This window comes from Microbacterium yannicii (assembly GCF_024055635.1).
Taxonomy (GTDB): domain Bacteria; phylum Actinomycetota; class Actinomycetes; order Actinomycetales; family Microbacteriaceae; genus Microbacterium; species Microbacterium yannicii.
Genome location: NZ_JAMXMB010000008.1, coordinates 57,581 through 75,325, shown reverse-complemented (window position 1 = coordinate 75,325; position 17,745 = coordinate 57,581). Strand labels below are relative to the sequence as shown.

The window sequence follows — 17,745 nt, the reverse complement described above, 5'->3', positions numbered from 1 at the left end:
CTCGCGTCTCTGAGTCTGCCGAGTCTGGGTAGGCGCTTCGCGCCGCTGATGACGATGGCGAGGTGTCGGGTTCCGGGGTGGCTCTCGGTGCGGAGATGGTTGCTCGCCCGTGATGGCGTCCCCGGAGCGCGCTGGGTTGCGTGCCGCTGTCGTCATCCGTCGCCGAGACCAACACGTGCTCATCGCTCGCCATCGCCCGGAGGGTGATGGTTCCCCCCGCTAGGGGGGCGGAGGGGGGAGGGGTGAGCGCGTCCGGGTCGTGAGGTGCCTCGGAGAGGTGCCCGCCGAGCGGTAGCGAGGTGGTCGCCTCTAGGTGGCGCAGAATGTGCGCCACCAGTCGGGAGTAGGGCGAGCGGGCCGCGCGCGCGGTTTCGACGTGCGTCATCGCCGCGCCTCGCGTTCCCAGTCGTGGACTGGTGCCGCAGAATGTGCGCCACCTAGCGCGAACGCCTCGGGCACGGTCACCTCGGGCTCGCACTCGGGCGTTTCGCATGGCGTCAGGACGGCGTAGCGCAGGCCGCGCGAGAGCAGCGGCGCGGGTATGCCGGTGAGCCTCGGGCAGTAGTACAGGACGTGACGCACAGCGCCGCCCTGGGATCGCGCTTCGAGCCGTTCGAGTACGCCGAGCGCGGCCCATGCTCTCAGCGCGCGCTCTGCCGTGTCCGTGGCCGGAGCGCCGCGACGCGCGCCCTTCGCGACCCGGAGGCGGGCGGCGTCAGCGAGGCCGAACGCATCCGCCCAGCAGTAACCGCCCGGCCCGATGCGTTCGAGCACGGCGCGCAGCACGCGCAGGGCGGGGGTGGAGACGTTCACGGCGTCGTCGTCCGCGACGGCCAGCAGCAGGCCGTCAATCGCGGCCCGCATCGGAATCGCCACAGCTCAGCCCTCGGCCCGCTCGGGGTCGGCGTCGTGCCCGCCGTCCAGCTCATCCCGCAGCTCGGCGATGCGCTGCGCGTCGTCGGCGGCGGCTTCCGCCTCAGTGAGCGCAGCGGTCAGGGCGTCGGGCACCAGCTCGCCGCGTCCGCGCAGCTCGGCGACGTTCGCGGCGAGGATCGCGGCACGGCTGCGCGTCTCGGCGGCATCGAACCACAGCGGATCAAGCTCGGCGAGGGTCGCGGCGAGGTGGTCGATGCCGAGCGGGTGCAGGCCGCAGTAGCAGGGCGCGGACGGCCAGGCCGTGATAGCGCCGAACGGGGCGAACAGTTCCGAGCGGGGCAGGCGGTCGCTCATGCCGGGATGCCCCATGCGTCGAGGTCGCGGCGGCGGATGCGCAGATCGCCGCGAGGGCCGAACTTCCGGGCGGGCAGCTCGCCGCGGTCGATGGCACGGCGCAGCGTGTCGCGGTGCATCCCGAGGTAGGCCGCGGATGCCGTCAGCGGCAGATAGTGGTCGGCGGCTTCCGGTGTCAGCACGGGCGCGGGGCGCGGGGGTCGGGGCATGATCGGCTCCACGGGTAGGCGGGGGCGCGAGAGCGCGGGGGAGCGCAGCCCATGACGGGCCGCTGCGGCTCACGACAGCCGCGCCGATTCGCTCGGGTGTAGCGGCCCAGCTCCGATAGCCGGGGAACGCGCCTCGGCAGCCACCACGCCGCCTCGGGGCACTACGCCCCGCCTACCAGCAGACTACCGCGCAGGCCAGGTTTTGTACATTGATCTGCGTTTTTCCCGAACCGCGGTTAGGACCAGACGGGCGGTCGCGCCCGATGCGCATACGCTGGCCAGGTGGAATGGGCCAAGTACGTGTTCGTAGCAGTGTGGGCGGTCGTAGCCCTCGCGCTAGGGAGTCTGTTCGCGTTCAAACCGGAGGTACCGGCGGACATCTACATCAACTGGATGTCGATCACCCGCACCACGCATCGTCTTCAGCAGGCGATGATGCCGCGACGCTTCATCCTGATCTGGTACCGACTCGGCGGGGTGGCGTTCCTGGTTCTGGGCGTCCTGATCCCTGTGCTCATGTTCACGGGCGTCATCGGACCCAGCGCGCGGTAGATGGTCGCTGAACCTAACGAGAGCCCCGGCAGGGCGTGCCGGGGCTGGGTGAGAGGTCAGGCGCGACGAGCTGCGGCGTCCATCGCGGCCACTAGATCGGCCTCGCGTCCCGTCGAGTGCGTGTAGCGGAGCGCGATGCCCTCGCTCGCTTGCCCGAGCCGGTCGGCCACCTCCCGCGAGGTCGCGCCCGCGGCGCTGTAGTGGCTGGCGGTGTAGTGCCGGAGCGCGTGCAGCGGGAGGTCGGGACGGCCCGCCGCCTCGCGCGCCCTCTGCCAGTGCCGGGCAATGGTGGACTGGCGGAGGTGGCTCACGCCATCCGCGGCGGGCCACAGCAGCGCGTCGGCGTTGATCGGCACATGCTCGGCCATGTAGGCGCGCAGCGGACGCGCGGCCACCTCAGGCAGGAGCACATCGCGCACGCCCGCCGCTGTCTTTGGCCCGCCGACGACAGCACGCCCGCCCGCGTGCGTCACGCCTCGCCGCACGTGCAGCACGACATCGCCGCCGGTCAGCTCCACGTCGCCCCGGCGCAGCTCCCGCAGCTCCCCGCTGCGCAGCCCGCCGTAGGCAGCGACGAGCGCGAACGCGCGCAGCCGCTCGGGCAGCGTGTCGAGGATGGTCGCCAGCTCATCCGCGGTCGGAGGTGCAACACGCTTGCCGGTCGTCGCTCCCGCTGCGCCGCGGATCGGGCGCGGTGCCTCGGCGAGCAGCCCGCGGTGCACGGCGTCCGAGAGGATCGAGCGCAGCAGCGCGTAGGCGCGCGCCGTCTGCGTCACCTTCCCGCCCGAGAGCTGCGCGGCCCGCCAGTCCTGCACGGTCGCCAGGTCGATAGACGACACGGGGAGGTCGGCGAGGGGAGCGAGGGGGCCGCGCAGCAGTCGCTCATATTCGGCCCGTGTCGTCGCCGCGAGCGGCTTACCGGCGGCGTTGTATCGATGTCCGATCCATCGTTCGGCGAACGTGCCGAACGGCGTTCCGCGGCGCGCCGCCTCGGCATCGGCGGCAGCTCGGGCGGCGGCGACAGCCTCGCGTTCGGCGGCATCCTCGGCGGCGCTGCGCCAGGTGCCCGCGGCTATCTCACGTTCGGTGCGCTTCAAGAACTCGCGCGCGGCGTTCTTCGTCGTGAACGTCACGGGCGCGTTGTGCCGCTCGCCGTTGTGCCGGTAGCGCACCTGATACCGGCCCGAGGGGAGCAGCCGCAGCGAGCCGAACGCCTGGCGGCTCATCGCAGCATCTCGGCGTCGAGCGCGTGGAATGCGGCGCGGTACTCAGTGAGCGCTGCGGCCCGGTCCGCAGCGCGCAGGGCGTCGGCGGCGGGGGAGCGGTCGCCGGGCTCGGCGAGGTCCGCCATTTGGTCGTCTACGTCGAGGCCAGCGGCGAGCGTCAGCGCTGCGGCGTACAGCCTGTCCAGCGGTGAGCGGGTAGTGTCCTGCATCGGTCGATCCTTCCTATCGGCCTGACGGTCCCGAGGTGTGCAGCCTCGGGGCCGTCGCTCTGTCTGGGGGGCATGTGCCCCACGTCGTGCCCACACGTGCCCCGGGCGAATGCCCCAGAGTGCGTGCGTGTGCCCTAGTCCAGTATGCCAGTAACGCCGGAATGTCGGGGAATTCCGAGGGTTCGTGCCCCTATATCTCGCGCGCGTGCGCGAGGTTGCGTGTCTGGTTCGATCCCAGTATCGCGCACCACCTGAAACCCCCGCTTCGGCGGGGGTTTTCTCATTCCCCGGGTCAGTGGACGTGCTCGGACGGATAGACGTCCCGGATCCGCTCGCGGAAGAACCGGCCGGCGCTCTCGGCGGCGCGCAGTCCGCGGTGGATCGAGGGCGGCACGGCGAAGTAGCGATAGATCTCGCCGGACGTGAACTCGATCTCGAGCACGGCCGTGGCGGCGTCGTAGCCGGCCGACGCGATCGCCGTGGAGTCGATGTGGTGCCGCCGCATCCCGCTCAGGCTACTGGGTACACTCGAGGGGTGGAACTCGTCTGGTCGACCGCGACGGCGGCAGTGAAGACCGACACGCGAACGCTCGGCGCCTGAGCGGGCGGGGCGCGTCGTGCGTCCGAAGCTGAGTAGCCTTGATCCGAGCCATTCCCAGGAGAGTTTCCGTGACTGACGCTGTGTCCTATCCGACCGACGGCTTCGCCCTGTTCCCCGACCGCTCCGTGGTCGCACTGCGGGTGAACGGCGAGCTGAAAGACCTCGCGACGGTGGTGAACGACACGGATGCCGTCGAGCCGGTGCCGATCGACAGCCCGGACGGTCTGGCCATCCTCCGGCATTCGGCCGCCCATGTGCTCGCGCAGGCCGTGCAGCGCATCAACCCGCAGGCGAACCTCGGCATCGGCCCTCCGATCACCGACGGCTTCTACTACGACTTCGGGGTGGAGCATCCGTTCACCCCCGAGGATGTCAAAGCGATCGACAAGGAGATGCAGCGCATCGTCCGCGAGGGCCAGCGCTTCGTGCGACGGGTCGTCACCGACGAGGAGGCGCGGGCCGAGCTGGCATCCGAGCCGTTCAAGCTCGAGCTCATCGGCCTCAAGGGCGGCGGTGCCGAGAAGACCGAGGGTGCCTCGGTCGAGGTCGGCGCGGGCGAGCTCACGATCTACGACAACGTCGACCGCGACGGTCAGACGGTGTGGAAGGACCTCTGCCGAGGCCCGCACGTGCCCAACACCCGCGTGCTCGGCAACGGCTGGGCGCTGCAGCGCATCGCCGGTGCATACTGGCGCGGCAGCGAGAAGAACCCCCAGCTGCAGCGCATCTACGGCACCGCCTGGCCCTCGAAGGACGAGCTGCGCGCCTACCAGAGCCGTCTGGAGGAGGCCGCCAAGCGCGATCACCGCAAGCTCGGCAAGGACCTCGACCTGTTCTCGTTCCCTGACGAGATCGGCTCCGGCCTGTCGGTCTGGCACCCGCGAGGCGGTGTCGTGCGCGGCGAGATGGAGCAGCACGCGCGCCGGCGGCACATCGCCGGCGGCTACACCTACGTCTACACCCCGCACATCTCGAAGGAGGACCTGTTCCTCACCTCGAACCACCTCGTCACCTACAAGGAGGGCATGTTCCCGCCGATCGTGATGGACGAGGAGCGCGACGAGCACGGCGAGATCACGAAGCAGGGTCAGGACTACTACCTGAAGCCTATGAACTGCCCGATGCACATCCTCATCTACAAGGAGCGGGCGCGCAGCTACCGCGACCTGCCGATGAGGCTCGCGGAGAACGGCACCGTCTACCGCAACGAGCTGTCGGGCGCGCTCCACGGGCTCACCCGCGTGCGGGGCTTCACGCAGGACGACTCCCACCTGTTCGTCACCCCCGAGCAGCTGGAGCAGGAGGCCACCGACGTCCTGCAGTTCGTCATCTCGATGCTGCGCGATTTCGGCCTGGACGACTTCGAACTCGAACTGTCGATGCGGGACGACGAGAAGGAGAAGTGGATCGGCTCCGACGAGTTCTGGGACTACTCGACCAACGCCCTGCGCAACGTCGCGGTGGCGAGCGGCCTGAAGCTCACCGAGGTGCCCGGCGAGGCCGCCTTCTACGGCCCGAAGATCGACCTCAAGACCCGCGATGCGATCGGCCGCGTCTGGCAGCTGTCCACGGTGCAGGTCGACCCGAACCTGCCGGAGCGCTTCGAACTGGAGTACACGGACCGTGACGGCCAGAAGAAGCGGCCGATCATGATCCACCGTGCGCTGTTCGGCTCGATCGAGCGGTTCTTCGCCATCCTGCTGGAGCACTACGCCGGCGCGTTCCCGGTGTGGCTCTCGCCCGTGCAGGTGGTCGGCATCCCGGTCGCCGAGGACTTCGCGGACTACCTGGGCGAGGTGATCGACCAGCTGAAGGCCGAGGGCGTGCGCGCCGAGCTCGACCACAGCGACGACCGCATGCAGAAGAAGATCCGCACGCACACCACGCAGAAGGTGCCGCTCCAGCTGATCGCCGGCGCGCAGGACCAGGCCGCCGGCACCGTGTCGTTCCGCTTCCGCGACGGCACCCAGGAGAACGGCGTGCCGATCGCAGACGCGGTGCGCCGCGTCCGCGAGGCGATCGCCTCCCACGCCCTGGTGAACACCGCGGAGGACTTCGCGTGAGCGACGACCCGCATGCCGGGAGTCGCGCACGCGAGGTGACGGTTCCTGAGCCTGTCGAAGGGCGCGTGAGCGTCGGATCGACGAGCGCGGTCTCCGAGGAGGATGCCGCGCTCGTCGACGCGGCGACGCTTCCAGGCGTGCCGGACGAGTTCCAGCGCCTGTGGACACCTCACCGGATGGCATACATCCAGGCGGGTCCCGAGGTGCTGCGCAAGGAGTGCCCGTTCTGCGAGGCGCCGCGCAAGTCCGACGAGGACGGGCTGATCGTCTTCCGCGGCCGCACGGCCTACGCGCTGCTCAACCTCTTCCCGTACAACTCGGGGCACCTGCTGGTGTGCCCGTACCGCCACATCGCGACGTACGACCAGGCGACCGACGAGGAGGTCGCCGAGATCGGGTCGCTCACCCAGCAGGGCATGCGCGTGCTGCGTCAGGTGTCGCGGTGCGACGGCTTCAACATCGGCATGAACCAGGGCCACGTGGCCGGCGCCGGCGTGGACGAGCACCTGCACCAGCACATCGTGCCGCGATGGGCGGCCGACGCGAACTTCTTCCCGATCATCGCCAAGACGAAGGCGCTGCCCCAGCTCCTCAGCGACGTGCGCCGCGTCGTCGCCGACGCCTGGCAGGACTGAAGCCGGGAGCCGATCCCGGAGAGGGAGGGGATGCCGCGGCTCGCGGCATCCTCCCGCACTTGTCAGCGGACCTGCGTGACCTCGAACTGCAGGCGTGGGTGGGCGTAGGCCTCCTGCGATTCGATGAGCTGCAGCTCGCGCTCGCCCGACGCGTGCGTGCGCTCGAGCAGGTCGTACACGCTCGACGTCGTCCGGGCCAGTGCGTCGGCCGCGTCACCGGTGCGGCGGTAGTGCGCCGTGAACAGAGCGGCGGTGACGTCGCCCGAGCCGTTGGCCTTCATCGGGATGTGCGGGGTCTGCACGATCCAGGCGCCGTCGTCGGTGACCGCGAGCATCTCGATCGTGCCCTCGGGACGATCCGGGCGCTCGACGCTCGTGACGAGGACGGTGCGCGGCCCCATCGCGCGCGCGAGGTCGGCCGACGCGAGGGTGGACGCGAGGTCGGCGGGTTCGGTCCCCGTCAGGAAGCCCAGCTCGAACTGGTTGGGAGTGATGATGTCGGCGGCGGGCACGACGCGTTCGCGCAGCAGGACCGGGATGGCCGGCGCGACGAAGCACCCCGACTTCGCGTTGCCCATCACGGGATCGCACGCGTAGACGGCGGCGGGATTGGCGGCACGGACGCGGGCGACCGTGTCCAGGATGACGTCGGCGATGCCCTCACCGCCCTGGTAGCCCGAAAGCACGACGTCGATCTGGGGGAAGACGCCGCGCTCCTCGATGCCGAGGATCACGTCGCGCACGTCGTCGGGGGTGATCATCGGGCCGCGCCAGGCGCCGTAGCCGGTGTGGTTCGAGAAGTTCACCGTGTAGACCGGCATGACCTCGACGCCGATGCGCTGGAGCGGGAAGACGGCGGCGGAGTTGCCGACGTGACCGTAGGCGACCGCGGACTGGATCGAGAGGATCTTCACCGCTCGATCATGCCACTTCTCGCGTGACGAGCCGCCCACCGGCAGCACGGACGGCGGCCGCCACGTCGGCGGCGAGCCGCTCTGCGTCGTCGTCGTCGAGGTCGTGCACCGTGAGGCGCAGCCGGGGCGAGGCGTCGTCCGCGCCGAGCACGAACTCGTCACCCGGCCGTGCCAGCCACCCCCTTCGCATGAGCTGCTCCGCGACGGCTCGTGCGGGCACCGGCAGCGGGATCCAGAGGTTCAGTCCGTCGCCCGTGTCCGCGGGCAGGCCGGCGGCGGTGAGGCGCTCGACGAATGCCGCGTTGCGCGCCGCGTAGTGCGCACCAGCCCGCTCGATCGCGGCAAGGGTCGCGGCATCCGTCAGCAATGCCAGCGTCAGCCGCTGCAGCAGGTGACTCACCCACGTCGTTCCGGGGGTGAGCCGCATGGCGAGCCGCTCGGCTGTCTCGGGATCGGATGCCGTCACGGCGAGGCACATGTCGGGTCCGAGGAACTTCGACACCGACCTCACCAGCGCCCACCGCCGATGCCCGGGTGCGATGACGGAGTGGAAGGGCTGCTGCGACAGCAGCGAGAAGTGGTCGTCCTCGATCACCAGGACGTAGGGGTGGTCGCGGAGCACCTCGCGCAACTCCTCGGCACGGCGAGCCGACAGGCTCGCCCCGGTCGGGTTCTGCGCGCGCGGAGTGAGGATGACTGCCCGCACGCCCTGATCGAGGGCGGCGCGCAGTCCGGTGGGCGTCATCCCTTCGGCATCCACCGGCACCGGGACGGCGCGATACCCGCCGATGCGCACGGTATGGATGCTGGTGAGGAAGCAGGGATCCTCGAGGGCCACCGCGTCGTCGCGCGTGAGCGCTTGGGCGAGCAGCCGCTCGACGGCATCCGCCGCACCGCTCGTGATGGTCAGGCGCAGCTGGGCGGCCGACGGAAGGCCGTCGCGCATCCACTCCTGCGCCCAGCGCTCGAGACCGGGGTCGATCACGGGCTCGCCGTAGAGCACGGGGCGGCCGGCCATCCGGGCAAGGGCAGGGGAGAGGTCGGGGATGAGCTCGGGGTCCGGGTTGCCGGTGCCGACGTCGCGGAGCACGCTGCCTGCGGCGAACCCCTCCTGGGCGACAGGCGAGGGGTCGGCCACACGCGTGCCGCCGCGCCCGCGCGTGACGATCACGCCCGCCTGTGTCAGCTGCCGGTACGCGGCGACGACCGTGTTGCGATTCACGCCGAGATCATCGGCGAGAGACCGGACGGGCGGCAGCGGGTCGCCGGGGAGCAGGTCGCCGCGCTCGATGCCCGCGCGCACGCTGTCGGCGATCTCGGACGCGGATCGCCCGCTGATGTCGAGGGTCATGTGCCGCCCCTGCTGATCGTCCGGTGCCCGCCGATCGGCGAGCGCCCCCATGCTATCTTTTGGCCTAGGTCAATACCCGCATTGTCCTGATACTTGCGCTCCGGCGCCTCCGATCGAAGGGAAAGCTCGTGACCACCGACACGGGAACCGACCGCGTCAAGCGCGGCCTGGCCGAGATGCTCAAGGGCGGCGTCATCATGGACGTCGTCACCGTCGACCAGGCGAAGATCGCCGAGGACGCGGGCGCCGTCGCCGTCATGGCCCTCGAGCGCGTGCCGGCCGACATCCGCGCCCAGGGCGGCGTCTCGCGCATGAGCGATCCCGACATGATCGATGGGATCATCGAGGCGGTCTCGATCCCCGTCATGGCCAAGGCCCGCATCGGGCACTTCGTCGAGGCGCAGGTCCTGCAGGAGCTGGGCGTCGACTACATCGACGAGTCCGAGGTTCTCTCGCCCGCGGACTACGTGAACCACATCGACAAGTGGAACTTCACCGTGCCGTTCGTGTGCGGTGCGACCAACCTGGGCGAGGCGCTGCGGCGCATCAACGAGGGTGCCGCGATGATCCGCTCGAAGGGCGAGGCGGGCACCGGCGACGTGTCGGAGGCGACCAAGCACATCCGCAAGATCACGAGCGAGATCAACGTGCTGCGCTCGATGTCGAAGGACGAGCTGTACGTCGCCGCCAAGGAGCTGCAGGCGCCCTATGACCTGGTCGCGGAGATCGCCGAGACCGGCAAGCTGCCGGTCGTGCTGTTCGTCGCGGGCGGCGTCGCCACGCCGGCCGACGCCGCGATGATGATGCAGATGGGCGCCGACGGCGTCTTCGTCGGCTCGGGCATCTTCAAGTCGGGCAACCCCGCCCAGCGCGCGGCGGCCATCGTGAAGGCCACGACCTTCTACGACGACGCGAAGGTCATCGCCGAGGTGTCGCGCGGGCTCGGCGAGGCGATGGTGGGCATCAACGTGTCCGACCTCCCCGCCCCGCACCGGCTCGCCGAGCGCGGCTGGTGACCGCACCGGCTCCGCGCGTCGGCGTCCTCGCACTGCAGGGCGATGTCCGTGAGCACGTGCGCGTGCTCACGGACCTCGGCGCCGAGGTGACGGCGGTGCGCCGCCCGGCGGAGCTCGCCGCGATCGACGGTCTCGTGCTCCCCGGCGGCGAGTCGAGCGTCATCGACAAGCTCTCGCGCGCCTTCGGGATGCGGGAGCCGGTTCGTGAGGCGATCGCCGCCGGCATGCCGGTCTACGGCACCTGCGCCGGCCTCATCCTCCTCGCCGACCGCATCACCGACGGCATCGCGGGTCAGCAGACCTTCGGCGGCCTGGACGTCACGGTGCGCCGGAACGCCTTCGGCAGCCAGGTGGACTCTTTCGAGGTCGACCTCGATGTGCCCGCCCTCGGTGAACCGCCCGTCCACGCGGTGTTCATCCGAGCCCCGCTCGTCGAGGAGACCGGCGACGGCGTCGAGCGCCTCGCCGTGCTCGAGGACGGCCGGATCGTCGCGGTGCGCCAGGGCGCCCTCCTCGGCACCTCCTTCCATCCCGAGATGACCGGCGAGAACCGCTTCCACGCGCTGTTCCTCGACATGGTGCGCGACCGCAGTCGCTGAGCGTGCCACGCCGACACGGCGGGGTAGATTCTGACTCATGACGATCAACGACTGGTGGCGCGAGCTCCCGGAGGAGCGCTACTGGATGATCGCCCCGTCCCGCGGCGTGTTCGGCGATGCGCTGTCGGCTCCGAAGGCGGGGGAGGAGCGACGGTTCGAATGGTCGCACGAGCTCGTCGGATTCACCCAGCCGGGCGACACCCTCTTCGTCTGGGACCGGACGCTCCCCATCCCCGGCATTGCCGCCTGGGGGCGCGTGCTGGGCCCGCTCGGCGAGGAGACCCGGGCCCGTCGCGGCGACGACCTGCCGCACTGGCGGATGCCGATCAGCGACACACTGCGCCTGGCGTCGCCGATCACGCTGCCGAGCCTCCGACGGGTCGGCGGCGAGATCGTGGCCGTGCGAGACCGGGTGGAGCAGCTGACAGAAGGGCCCATCTACTTCCCGTTCATCGGCTCCGCCGAGAGGCTGACACCAGCCCCGGCCTACCTCACGAAGGTGCCCAGGGATCTGGTCGCGCTGCTGTCTTCGCGATTCGGCTTCGAGTTCGCCCTCTAGGAGCCCGCTCCGCGCAGCGCATCGTGAACCGATGTGGCACGGGGAATAGAATTGTTCGTCGGCGGTGCTCGTGCGCCAGGGCGCGGACCGACGTGACCCGCCGACGAGCGTGAATACAGGAGGACCATGTCCGGGCATTCCAAGTGGGCAACGACCAAGCACAAGAAGGCGGTCATCGACTCCCGCCGTGCGAAGTCGTGGGCCAAGCTCATCAAGAACATCGAGGTGGCGGCCAAGCTGGGCGGCCCCGACCTCCAGGGCAACCCGACCCTGTTCGACGCGGTGCTGAAGGCGAAGAAGACCTCGGTCCCGAAGGACAACATCGATCGTGCCATCAAGCGCGGTGCGGGCATCGGCGGCGAGTCGGTGGAGTACTCCTCCATCACGTACGAGGGCTACGGTCCCCACGGCGTCGCGCTGATGATCGAGTGTCTGACCGACAACAAGAACCGCGCCGCGGCCGAGGTCCGTACGGCTCTCACCCGCAACGGGGGCACGCTGGCGGATCCCGGCAGCGTCGCGTACAACTTCACCCGCAAGGGCGTCATCGTCGTGGGCGGCGAGACCACCACCGAGGACGACGTCATGCTGGCCGTGCTCGAGGCCGGCGCCGAAGAGATCGAGCCGCACGCGCAGGGCTTCGAGGTCATCACCGAGGCAGCGGATCTGGTGACCGTGCGGACGGCCCTGCAGGACGCCGGCATCGACTACGAGTCCGCCGACGTCGAGTTCGTCCCCAACCTCAAGGTCGAGGTCGACGCCGACACCGCCCGCAAGGTCTTCCGTCTGATCGACGCGCTCGAAGACAGCGACGACGTCCAGAACGTCTACAGCAACTTCGACCTCACCGCCGAGGTGCAGGCCGAGCTCGAGAACGACGACGAGTGAGTCTCGGATGCCGCGGGCAGGCGCGCCTGGCCGCGGCATCCGTTCTCCTCGCCTAGCGTGGGGGAGTGCCATCCGGAACCTCCCGCGGTCTGCTGCGTGTCCTGGGGATCGACCCTGGTCTGACGCGCTGCGGCGTGGGCGTCGTCGACGTCGCCCCCGACCGTTCCGCGACCCTCGTGCATGTGGGAGTGGTGCGCTCCGATCCCGGATCTCCCATCGAGGAGCGCTTGGCGCTGATCGCCGCAGGACTCCGCGCGGTTCTCGACGCACATGACCCTGATGTGGTCGCGGTGGAGCGTGTGTTCGCGCAGCACAACCGCACCAGCGTGATGGGCACCGCCCAGGCCAGCGGCATCGCCCTGCTCGTCGCAGGGGAGCGCGGCATCGCCGCCGCCACGCACACCCCGTCGGAGGTGAAGGCCGCGATCACCGGCTACGGCAACGCCGACAAGCGGCAGGTGCAGACCATGGTCGCCCGCGTGCTGCGGCTGGCGGAGCTGCCGCAGCCTGCCGACGCCGCGGACGCCCTCGCGCTGGCGCTCTGCCACGCGTGGCGCGGGGCGCCCGTCACCGGCGCCGCCTCCGGCCCGCTGACTCCCGCGCAGCGGGCCTGGGCCGACGCGGAGCGCCTCTCGCGCCGGTGAATCTGCGCCGCGGCGGTGGCGGCCGCCGGCTGCGTGTCGCTCGAACAAACGTCCGAACCGCATCGTAGGCTCGAGCCATGATCTCCTCAGTCCGCGGCACCGCCGTGCACGTCGATGCGGATGCGGTCGTCGTCGAGGTCGGGGGCGTCGGCCTCCATGTGGCCGTGACGCCGCAGGTCGCGCGCAGCACGCACCTCGGAGACGTCGTGACCCTTCACACCTCGCTCATCGTCCGCGAAGACGCGCTGTCGCTGTTCGGCTTCGAGACCCGGGAAGAACTGACGGTGTTCGGCCTGCTGCTGGGCGTCACCGGCGTCGGACCGAAATCCGCACTGGGGGTGCTCGCGACGCTGACGGTGCCGCAGATCGGCGACGCCGTGGCGGCCGACGACGATGCGCCGTTCCGCCGCGTCTCCGGCATCGGTCCCAAGACCGCCAAGCTCATCGTGCTGCAGCTCGCGGGCAAGATCGCGGTGACACGGCCCGCCATGACGGGCGGGACGGATGCCGCGACCGCCGCGGCGATCCCGGCACAGGTCGTGCAGGCGCTGGTCGGACTCGGCTGGTCCGAGCGTGTCGCGATCGAGGCCGTCGACGCCGTCGCGGCGGACGCGCCGGACCCGGATCGATCGTCGGTGCCGGCGCTGCTGCGCCGCACCCTCGCCGCCCTGGGACCGGCACGGAAGGAGCCCGTGAGTGGTTGACGTGCGCGAAGCCGGTGAGCCCGTCGACGAGACCGAGCTCGCCATCGAGGGCGCGCTGCGCCCCTCCTCGCTGGCCGAGTTCGTCGGACAGCAGAAGGTGCGCGGCCAGATGCAGCTGCTGCTCGACGCGGCGCGCATCCAGCAGCGTCCGGCCGACCACATCCTGCTCTCCGGTCCTCCGGGGCTCGGCAAGACGACGCTCGCGATGATCGTCGCGTACGAGAGCGGTCGCCCCCTTCGCCTGTCGAGCGGTCCGGCCATCCAGCACGCGGGCGATCTCGCCGCGCTGCTGTCGAGCCTCACACCCGGCGAGGTGCTCTTCATCGACGAGGTGCACCGCATGGCGCGCTCCGCGGAGGAGATGCTGTACCTCGCGATGGAAGACTTCCGCATCGACATCATGGTCGGCAAGGGAGCCGGCGCGACGAGCATCCCGCTGGACCTCGCCCCGTTCACGCTCGTCGGCGCGACGACGAGGTCGGGACTCCTCCCCAACCCGCTGCGCGACCGCTTCGGCTTCACGGCCCACCTCGAGTATTACGAGCCCGAAGAGCTCGAGCGGGTCATCGAACGGTCCGCGGCCATGATCGGCGTCACCCTGCCCCCTGCTGCGCGCGCCGAGATCGCACGGCGCTCACGCGGCACGCCGCGCATCGCGAATCGCCTGCTGCGCCGGGTGCGCGACTACCTCGTGGTGCATGGCCGGACCGGTGCCGACATCGCGGCAGTGGACGCTGCCCTGGACCTGTACGACGTGGACCGGATCGGGCTCGACCGGCTCGACCGGGCCGTGCTCGACGCCCTGGTGCGCCGTTTCCGCGGCGGGCCGGTGGGCCTCGGCACGCTGTCGGTCGCGGTCGGGGAGGAGGCGGACACGATCGAGTCCGTCGTCGAGCCGTACCTCGTGCGCATCGGCTTCATGGGACGCACCCCGCGTGGGCGGATCGCGATGCCCGAGGCCTACGCCCACATGGGGGTGCCGGCCGCCGACTCTGTGCTGGGATTCGATGACCTATAATCGCTGGAGGCTCCCGCCCACCCCCGCCTGCAAGGCATCGCCGCCCTCGGCGGCTGCCTCCTCCGAAAGGTGCTTCCAGCTCCCATGGACTTCGCTACGTTCCTGAGCAACTACGGCCTCATCATCCTGCTGGTCGTGCTCCTCGTCTTCATGTTCTGGAGCTCCCGCCGCCGCATGCAGAAGCAGAAGGCGGAGCAGGAGCAGAAGGCGCGCCAGACGGTCCCGGGCTCCGAGGTGCTTCTGCAGGGTGGTCTCTACGGAACGATCGTCTCGTACGACGCCGAGAACCTCGATCAGCCGGCCATCGTCGAGCTGGCGCCCGGCGTGCAGATCAAGGTGCACAGCCAGGCCATCCTGCGCGTGGTGACGCCGGAGGTCGGCACGGTCACGGAGGACGAGTACCTCGCCGCCGAGGAGAGCCACGCAGAGTACGCCGAGGGCGTCGCGAACGGCGACATCACTTCGATCAGCGATGACCAGAGCGCCGCCGGCGGCAAGGACAAGGTCGACCCCGACGCCGAGCCCGGCACCAAGTCGCAGGGCTGAAGCACGTCCGTTCGCCCGTTCGGGCTCTCAAGAAAGCAAAGACGTGGCGACATCCACTCCCGTCCGGCATGCATGGCGCGCGCTGACCGGACTTCTCGCGATCACCGCGATCCTGTTCGGCATCAACGCGCTCGGCGTGTATGTGTTCGGCCAGAGCTCCTGGACGCCCGCGCTGGCGCTCGACCTGCAGGGCGGCACGCAGATCGTGCTCGAGGCGCAGACCGAGGACGGTGCCGACCCGACTCCTGAGCAGATGCAGCAGGCCGTCACGATCATCCGTCAGCGCGTCGACGCCTCCGGTGTCGGCGAGGCCGAGGTGACGACGCAGTCGGGCAACCAGATCGTCGTCCAGATCCCCGGACAGGCCGACGAGGAGACCCGCAACCGCATCGAGGCGTCCGCACAGCTTCAGCTGCGCGCGGTGCTCTACGCCGGCGAGCCGGCGAACACGTTCGTGGGCGATGACGGCAATGCCACGCCGTACCCGACTCCCGACCCCTCGCTCCAGGCGACGCCGACGACCTCGCCGACCAACGGCAGCGACACCGCGTGGATCACGCCGGCTCTGCAGGCGCAGTTCGCCGCCTACGACTGTGCGGACCCCGCGAACGACCCCGCGAACGCCCCGGCGGACCAGCCGCTGATCACGTGCGACGCCGACGGCACCGTCAAGTACATCCTCGGCCCGGTCGAGCTCGACGGCTCGTCGATCGACGACGCCACCTTCGGCCTGCAGCAGAACAACAACCAGTGGGCAGTCAACCTCTCGTTCGACGCCGACGGCACGAAGACGTTCGGCGAGATCAGCCAGCGCCTGTACGGCGCGCAGGCGCCGCTCAACCAGTTCGCGTTCGTGCTCGACGGCTACGTCCTGTCGGCGCCGTCGATGAACGGCGTGATCCTCGACGGCAAGCCGAGCATCACCGGCAGCTTCACGCAGGAGAGCGCGAAGGTGCTCGCCGACCAGCTGAAGTACGGCGCGCTGCCGCTGAGCTTCACGGTCGAAAGCTCCAACTCGATCTCCGCGACCCTCGGTTCCCAGCAGCTCCAGATCGGCCTCATCGCCGGTCTGATCGGTCTGCTGCTCGTCGCGATCTACTCGCTGATCGTGTACCGGGCGCTGGGCTTCATCATCATCGCGTCGCTGGCGGTGATGGCGGTGCTGACATACGTCACGCTGTGCATCCTCGCCTGGCGCATGGGCTTCCGACTGTCCCTCGCCGGCGTCGCGGGTCTGATCGTCACGATCGGCTTCACCGCCGACTCGTTCATCGTGTACTTCGAGCGCATCCGAGACGAGCTGCGTGATGGCAAGTCGATCACCGCGGCCGTCGAGGACGGCTGGGGTCGCGCCAAGCGGACGATCTACATCTCGAAGTCGATCAACATCCTCGCCGCGGTCGTGCTGTACATCCTGGCCGACTCGACGGTGAAGGGCTTCGCGTTCACGCTCGGCCTGACGACCGCGATCGACGTCCTGATCTTCATCCTGTTCACGCATCCGGTGCTGCAGCTGCTGGCACGCACGCGGTTCTTCGGGTCGGGGCATCCGCTGTCCGGACTCGACCCGACGGCGCTCGGAGCGGTCTACCGCGGCCGCGCCCAGTTCCGGGAGCCCGTGCTCGCCACCGGCGCGGCGGGTCGACGCAACACGAAGTCGCGCGCCGAAGCCGTCCGCCGCCAGACGATCGCCGAGCGGAAGCAGGCCGAACTGGCCGCCGCCGACAACGCGAAACCCGGTACGACCGCCAAGGAGGGAGACGACTGATGCGCTCCATGAGCCAGCTCGGCAACGACCTCTATACCGGCAAGACCTCGTTCCCCTTCGTCGGGCGCCGTCGGCTGTGGTTCCTCATCGCCGCGATCCTCGTCGTCGGCTCGGCCCTCGTGCCGCTGTTCCGCCCCATCCAGTTCTCGATCGAGTTCACCGGCGGATCCCAGTTCACGGTGAGCGGCGTGGCATCGCCCGTCGATCAGTCGCTCGCGACCGATGCCGTCATCGGCGTCGTCCCCGATGCGACGACGAAGGTCGTCACGATCGGTGACGACGCGGTGCGGGTCCAGACGGATCAGGTGACGGATGCCGAGAGCCGGGAGATCTCGGCGGCCCTCGCCGAGGCCTACGACGTGCCCGAGAGCGAAGTCAGCTACGCGTTCATCGGCCCGAGCTGGGGCGCCGACGTCACCCGTCAGTCGCTCTGGGGCCTGGCGATCTTCCTCGCGCTGACATTCATCATCCTCGCGCTGTACTTCCGCACGTGGAAGATGTCGGTCTCGGCCATCATCGGCCTGGTCGACGTGCTCGTCATCACGATCGGCGTGTACGCGCTGTTCGGCTTCGAGATCTCGCCGGCCGCCGTGATCGGCTTCCTGACGATCCTTTCGTACGCGCTGTACGACACGACGGTGGTCTTCGACAAGATCAGAGAGAACACCAGCGAGGACGGCGAGGTCTCCGGACGCACGTTCGGCGAGTCCGTGAACCTCGCGGTCAACCAGACGCTCGTGCGCTCGATCAACACGACGATCGTGGCGATCCTGCCCACGGGGGCGATCCTGTTCATCGGCCTCATCTGGGCGGGTGCGCAGACCCTCACCGACCTGTCGCTGTCGATCTTCGTGGGAACGATCGTGGCCGCGTACTCCACCATCTTCGTCGCCGCGCCGCTGTACTCGCTGCTGCGTGAGAACGAGCCGGCCATCAGGACCCGCGACACGCGTGTCGTGGCCGCACGTGAGCTGGCGGGCACGCCGGCCTGAGGCCTCGCCGCCCGGGCGTAG

At 69.9% G+C, this 17,745-nt stretch carries 21 protein-coding genes; 13 read left to right on the top strand and 8 right to left on the bottom strand.

The features are described from left to right. Nucleotides 1-381: 381 nt before the first annotated feature. Genes NCG93_RS03445 through NCG93_RS03435 form a run of 3 tightly spaced genes read right to left on the bottom strand, consistent with a single transcriptional unit; the run spans nt 382 to nt 1,439 of the window. The gene (locus tag NCG93_RS03445; RefSeq protein WP_194415398.1) at nt 382-864 is read right to left on the bottom strand and encodes a hypothetical protein; all 483 of its coding nucleotides are present in this window, start codon (nt 862-864) and stop codon (nt 382-384) included. A gap of 15 nt (nt 865-879) precedes the next feature. Then, entirely contained in the window at nt 880-1,230 is a 351-nt protein-coding gene (locus tag NCG93_RS03440; RefSeq protein ID WP_194415399.1) for a hypothetical protein, read from the bottom strand. After that, the gene (locus tag NCG93_RS03435) at nt 1,227-1,439 is read right to left on the bottom strand and encodes a helix-turn-helix domain-containing protein (RefSeq protein WP_194415400.1); all 213 of its coding nucleotides are present in this window, start codon (nt 1,437-1,439) and stop codon (nt 1,227-1,229) included. Before NCG93_RS03435 ends, NCG93_RS03440 begins: the two co-directional genes overlap by 4 nt. Nucleotides 1,440-1,721: 282 nt before the next feature. Between NCG93_RS03435 and NCG93_RS03430 the strand changes: the two genes are divergently transcribed. Continuing rightward, nucleotides 1,722-1,991: a hypothetical protein gene (locus NCG93_RS03430; protein ID WP_194415401.1), complete on the top strand. Its 270-nt coding sequence runs from the start codon at nt 1,722-1,724 to the stop codon at nt 1,989-1,991. 56 nt (nt 1,992-2,047) lie between these two features. Here the strand turns inward: NCG93_RS03430 and NCG93_RS03425 are convergent, their stop codons facing one another. The 3 genes from NCG93_RS03425 to NCG93_RS03415 all read right to left on the bottom strand — a co-directional run bounded on the left by NCG93_RS03425 (nt 2,048) and on the right by NCG93_RS03415 (nt 3,931). Beyond that, nucleotides 2,048-3,217: a tyrosine-type recombinase/integrase gene (locus NCG93_RS03425; RefSeq protein WP_194415402.1), complete on the bottom strand. Its 1,170-nt coding sequence runs from the start codon at nt 3,215-3,217 to the stop codon at nt 2,048-2,050. Continuing rightward, complete coding sequence (locus NCG93_RS03420) at nt 3,214-3,426, bottom strand: hypothetical protein (RefSeq protein WP_194415403.1); 213 nt, start codon at nt 3,424-3,426, stop codon at nt 3,214-3,216. The genes NCG93_RS03425 and NCG93_RS03420 overlap by 4 nt, the downstream gene beginning before the upstream one ends. 292 nt (nt 3,427-3,718) lie before the next feature. After that, nucleotides 3,719-3,931 (bottom strand): KTSC domain-containing protein, encoded by a 213-nt coding sequence (locus tag NCG93_RS03415; RefSeq protein WP_194415404.1) that lies wholly within the window; start codon nt 3,929-3,931, stop codon nt 3,719-3,721. A 164-nt stretch (nt 3,932-4,095) separates the two neighbouring features. Between NCG93_RS03415 and thrS the strand changes: the two genes are divergently transcribed. Both thrS and NCG93_RS03405 read left to right on the top strand, forming a co-directional pair. Continuing rightward, on the top strand, nt 4,096-6,090 hold the full coding sequence (thrS, locus tag NCG93_RS03410; protein WP_252787428.1) for a threonine--tRNA ligase: 1,995 nt from the start codon (nt 4,096-4,098) through the stop codon (nt 6,088-6,090). A 65-nt stretch (nt 6,091-6,155) separates the two neighbouring features. Next, nucleotides 6,156-6,725, top strand: a complete 570-nt coding sequence (locus tag NCG93_RS03405) for an HIT family protein (protein ID WP_194416046.1) — start codon at nt 6,156-6,158, stop codon at nt 6,723-6,725. 62 nt (nt 6,726-6,787) lie between these two features. On the opposite strand, the gene pdxY is transcribed toward NCG93_RS03405, so the two are convergent. Beyond that, the gene (gene pdxY / locus NCG93_RS03400; protein WP_194415405.1) at nt 6,788-7,639 is read right to left on the bottom strand and encodes a pyridoxal kinase PdxY; all 852 of its coding nucleotides are present in this window, start codon (nt 7,637-7,639) and stop codon (nt 6,788-6,790) included. A 7-nt stretch (nt 7,640-7,646) separates the two neighbouring features. Next, entirely contained in the window at nt 7,647-8,990 is a 1,344-nt protein-coding gene (locus NCG93_RS03395) for an aminotransferase class I/II-fold pyridoxal phosphate-dependent enzyme (RefSeq protein ID WP_194415406.1), read from the bottom strand. Nucleotides 8,991-9,118: 128 nt separating this feature from the next. On the opposite strand from NCG93_RS03395, the gene pdxS reads away from it, so the two are divergent. The 10 genes from pdxS (at nt 9,119) to secF (ending at nt 17,724) form a co-directional block, all read left to right on the top strand. Next, the gene (pdxS, locus tag NCG93_RS03390) at nt 9,119-10,006 is read left to right on the top strand and encodes a pyridoxal 5'-phosphate synthase lyase subunit PdxS (protein ID WP_194415407.1); all 888 of its coding nucleotides are present in this window, start codon (nt 9,119-9,121) and stop codon (nt 10,004-10,006) included. Beyond that, nucleotides 10,000-10,605, top strand: coding sequence for a pyridoxal 5'-phosphate synthase glutaminase subunit PdxT (gene pdxT / locus NCG93_RS03385; RefSeq protein WP_194416049.1), 606 nt, complete (start codon nt 10,000-10,002; stop codon nt 10,603-10,605). The genes pdxS and pdxT overlap by 7 nt, the downstream gene beginning before the upstream one ends. Nucleotides 10,606-10,642: 37 nt before the next feature. Then, nucleotides 10,643-11,164 carry a hypothetical protein gene (locus NCG93_RS03380; RefSeq protein ID WP_194415408.1) on the top strand — a complete coding sequence of 174 codons (522 nt, stop codon included), beginning with the start codon at nt 10,643-10,645 and terminating at the stop codon, nt 11,162-11,164. A gap of 126 nt (nt 11,165-11,290) precedes the next feature. Then, entirely contained in the window at nt 11,291-12,052 is a 762-nt protein-coding gene (locus tag NCG93_RS03375; protein WP_194415409.1) for a YebC/PmpR family DNA-binding transcriptional regulator, read from the top strand. A 65-nt stretch (nt 12,053-12,117) separates the two neighbouring features. Further along, complete coding sequence (ruvC, locus tag NCG93_RS03370; protein WP_194415410.1) at nt 12,118-12,696, top strand: crossover junction endodeoxyribonuclease RuvC; 579 nt, start codon at nt 12,118-12,120, stop codon at nt 12,694-12,696. Between the two features lie 77 nt (nt 12,697-12,773). Next, a complete protein-coding gene (ruvA, locus tag NCG93_RS03365; protein WP_194415411.1) occupies nt 12,774-13,400 on the top strand; it encodes a Holliday junction branch migration protein RuvA in 627 nt (208 codons plus the stop codon). Beyond that, nucleotides 13,393-14,418 carry a Holliday junction branch migration DNA helicase RuvB gene (ruvB, locus tag NCG93_RS03360; RefSeq protein ID WP_194415412.1) on the top strand — a complete coding sequence of 342 codons (1,026 nt, stop codon included), beginning with the start codon at nt 13,393-13,395 and terminating at the stop codon, nt 14,416-14,418. Before ruvA ends, ruvB begins: the two co-directional genes overlap by 8 nt. A gap of 84 nt (nt 14,419-14,502) precedes the next feature. After that, a complete protein-coding gene (locus NCG93_RS03355) occupies nt 14,503-14,964 on the top strand; it encodes a preprotein translocase subunit YajC (RefSeq protein WP_194415413.1) in 462 nt (153 codons plus the stop codon). A gap of 43 nt (nt 14,965-15,007) precedes the next feature. Continuing rightward, complete coding sequence (gene secD / locus NCG93_RS03350; protein ID WP_194415414.1) at nt 15,008-16,732, top strand: protein translocase subunit SecD; 1,725 nt, start codon at nt 15,008-15,010, stop codon at nt 16,730-16,732. After that, nucleotides 16,732-17,724 carry a protein translocase subunit SecF gene (gene secF, locus NCG93_RS03345; protein ID WP_194415415.1) on the top strand — a complete coding sequence of 331 codons (993 nt, stop codon included), beginning with the start codon at nt 16,732-16,734 and terminating at the stop codon, nt 17,722-17,724. Before secD ends, secF begins: the two co-directional genes overlap by 1 nt. Nucleotides 17,725-17,745: the final 21 nt, after the last annotated feature.

Excerpts from the sequence above, each read along its gene's own strand:
- NCG93_RS03445 (WP_194415398.1), bottom strand. The coding sequence starts at position 864 with ATGCGGGCCGCGATTGACGGCCTGCTGCTGGCCGTCGCGGACGACGAC.
- NCG93_RS03440 (WP_194415399.1), bottom strand. The coding sequence starts at position 1,230 with ATGAGCGACCGCCTGCCCCGCTCGGAACTGTTCGCCCCGTTCGGCGCT.
- NCG93_RS03435 (WP_194415400.1), bottom strand. The coding sequence starts at position 1,439 with ATGCCCCGACCCCCGCGCCCCGCGCCCGTGCTGACACCGGAAGCCGCC.
- NCG93_RS03425 (WP_194415402.1), bottom strand. The coding sequence starts at position 3,217 with ATGAGCCGCCAGGCGTTCGGCTCGCTGCGGCTGCTCCCCTCGGGCCGG.
- NCG93_RS03420 (WP_194415403.1), bottom strand. The coding sequence starts at position 3,426 with ATGCAGGACACTACCCGCTCACCGCTGGACAGGCTGTACGCCGCAGCG.
- NCG93_RS03415 (WP_194415404.1), bottom strand. The coding sequence starts at position 3,931 with ATGCGGCGGCACCACATCGACTCCACGGCGATCGCGTCGGCCGGCTAC.
- NCG93_RS03395 (WP_194415406.1), bottom strand. The coding sequence starts at position 8,990 with ATGACCCTCGACATCAGCGGGCGATCCGCGTCCGAGATCGCCGACAGC.
- NCG93_RS03380 (WP_194415408.1), top strand. The coding sequence starts at position 10,643 with ATGACGATCAACGACTGGTGGCGCGAGCTCCCGGAGGAGCGCTACTGG.
- NCG93_RS03375 (WP_194415409.1), top strand. The coding sequence starts at position 11,291 with ATGTCCGGGCATTCCAAGTGGGCAACGACCAAGCACAAGAAGGCGGTC.
- ruvA (WP_194415411.1), top strand. The coding sequence starts at position 12,774 with ATGATCTCCTCAGTCCGCGGCACCGCCGTGCACGTCGATGCGGATGCG.
- NCG93_RS03355 (WP_194415413.1), top strand. The coding sequence starts at position 14,503 with ATGGACTTCGCTACGTTCCTGAGCAACTACGGCCTCATCATCCTGCTG.
- secF (WP_194415415.1), top strand. The coding sequence starts at position 16,732 with ATGCGCTCCATGAGCCAGCTCGGCAACGACCTCTATACCGGCAAGACC.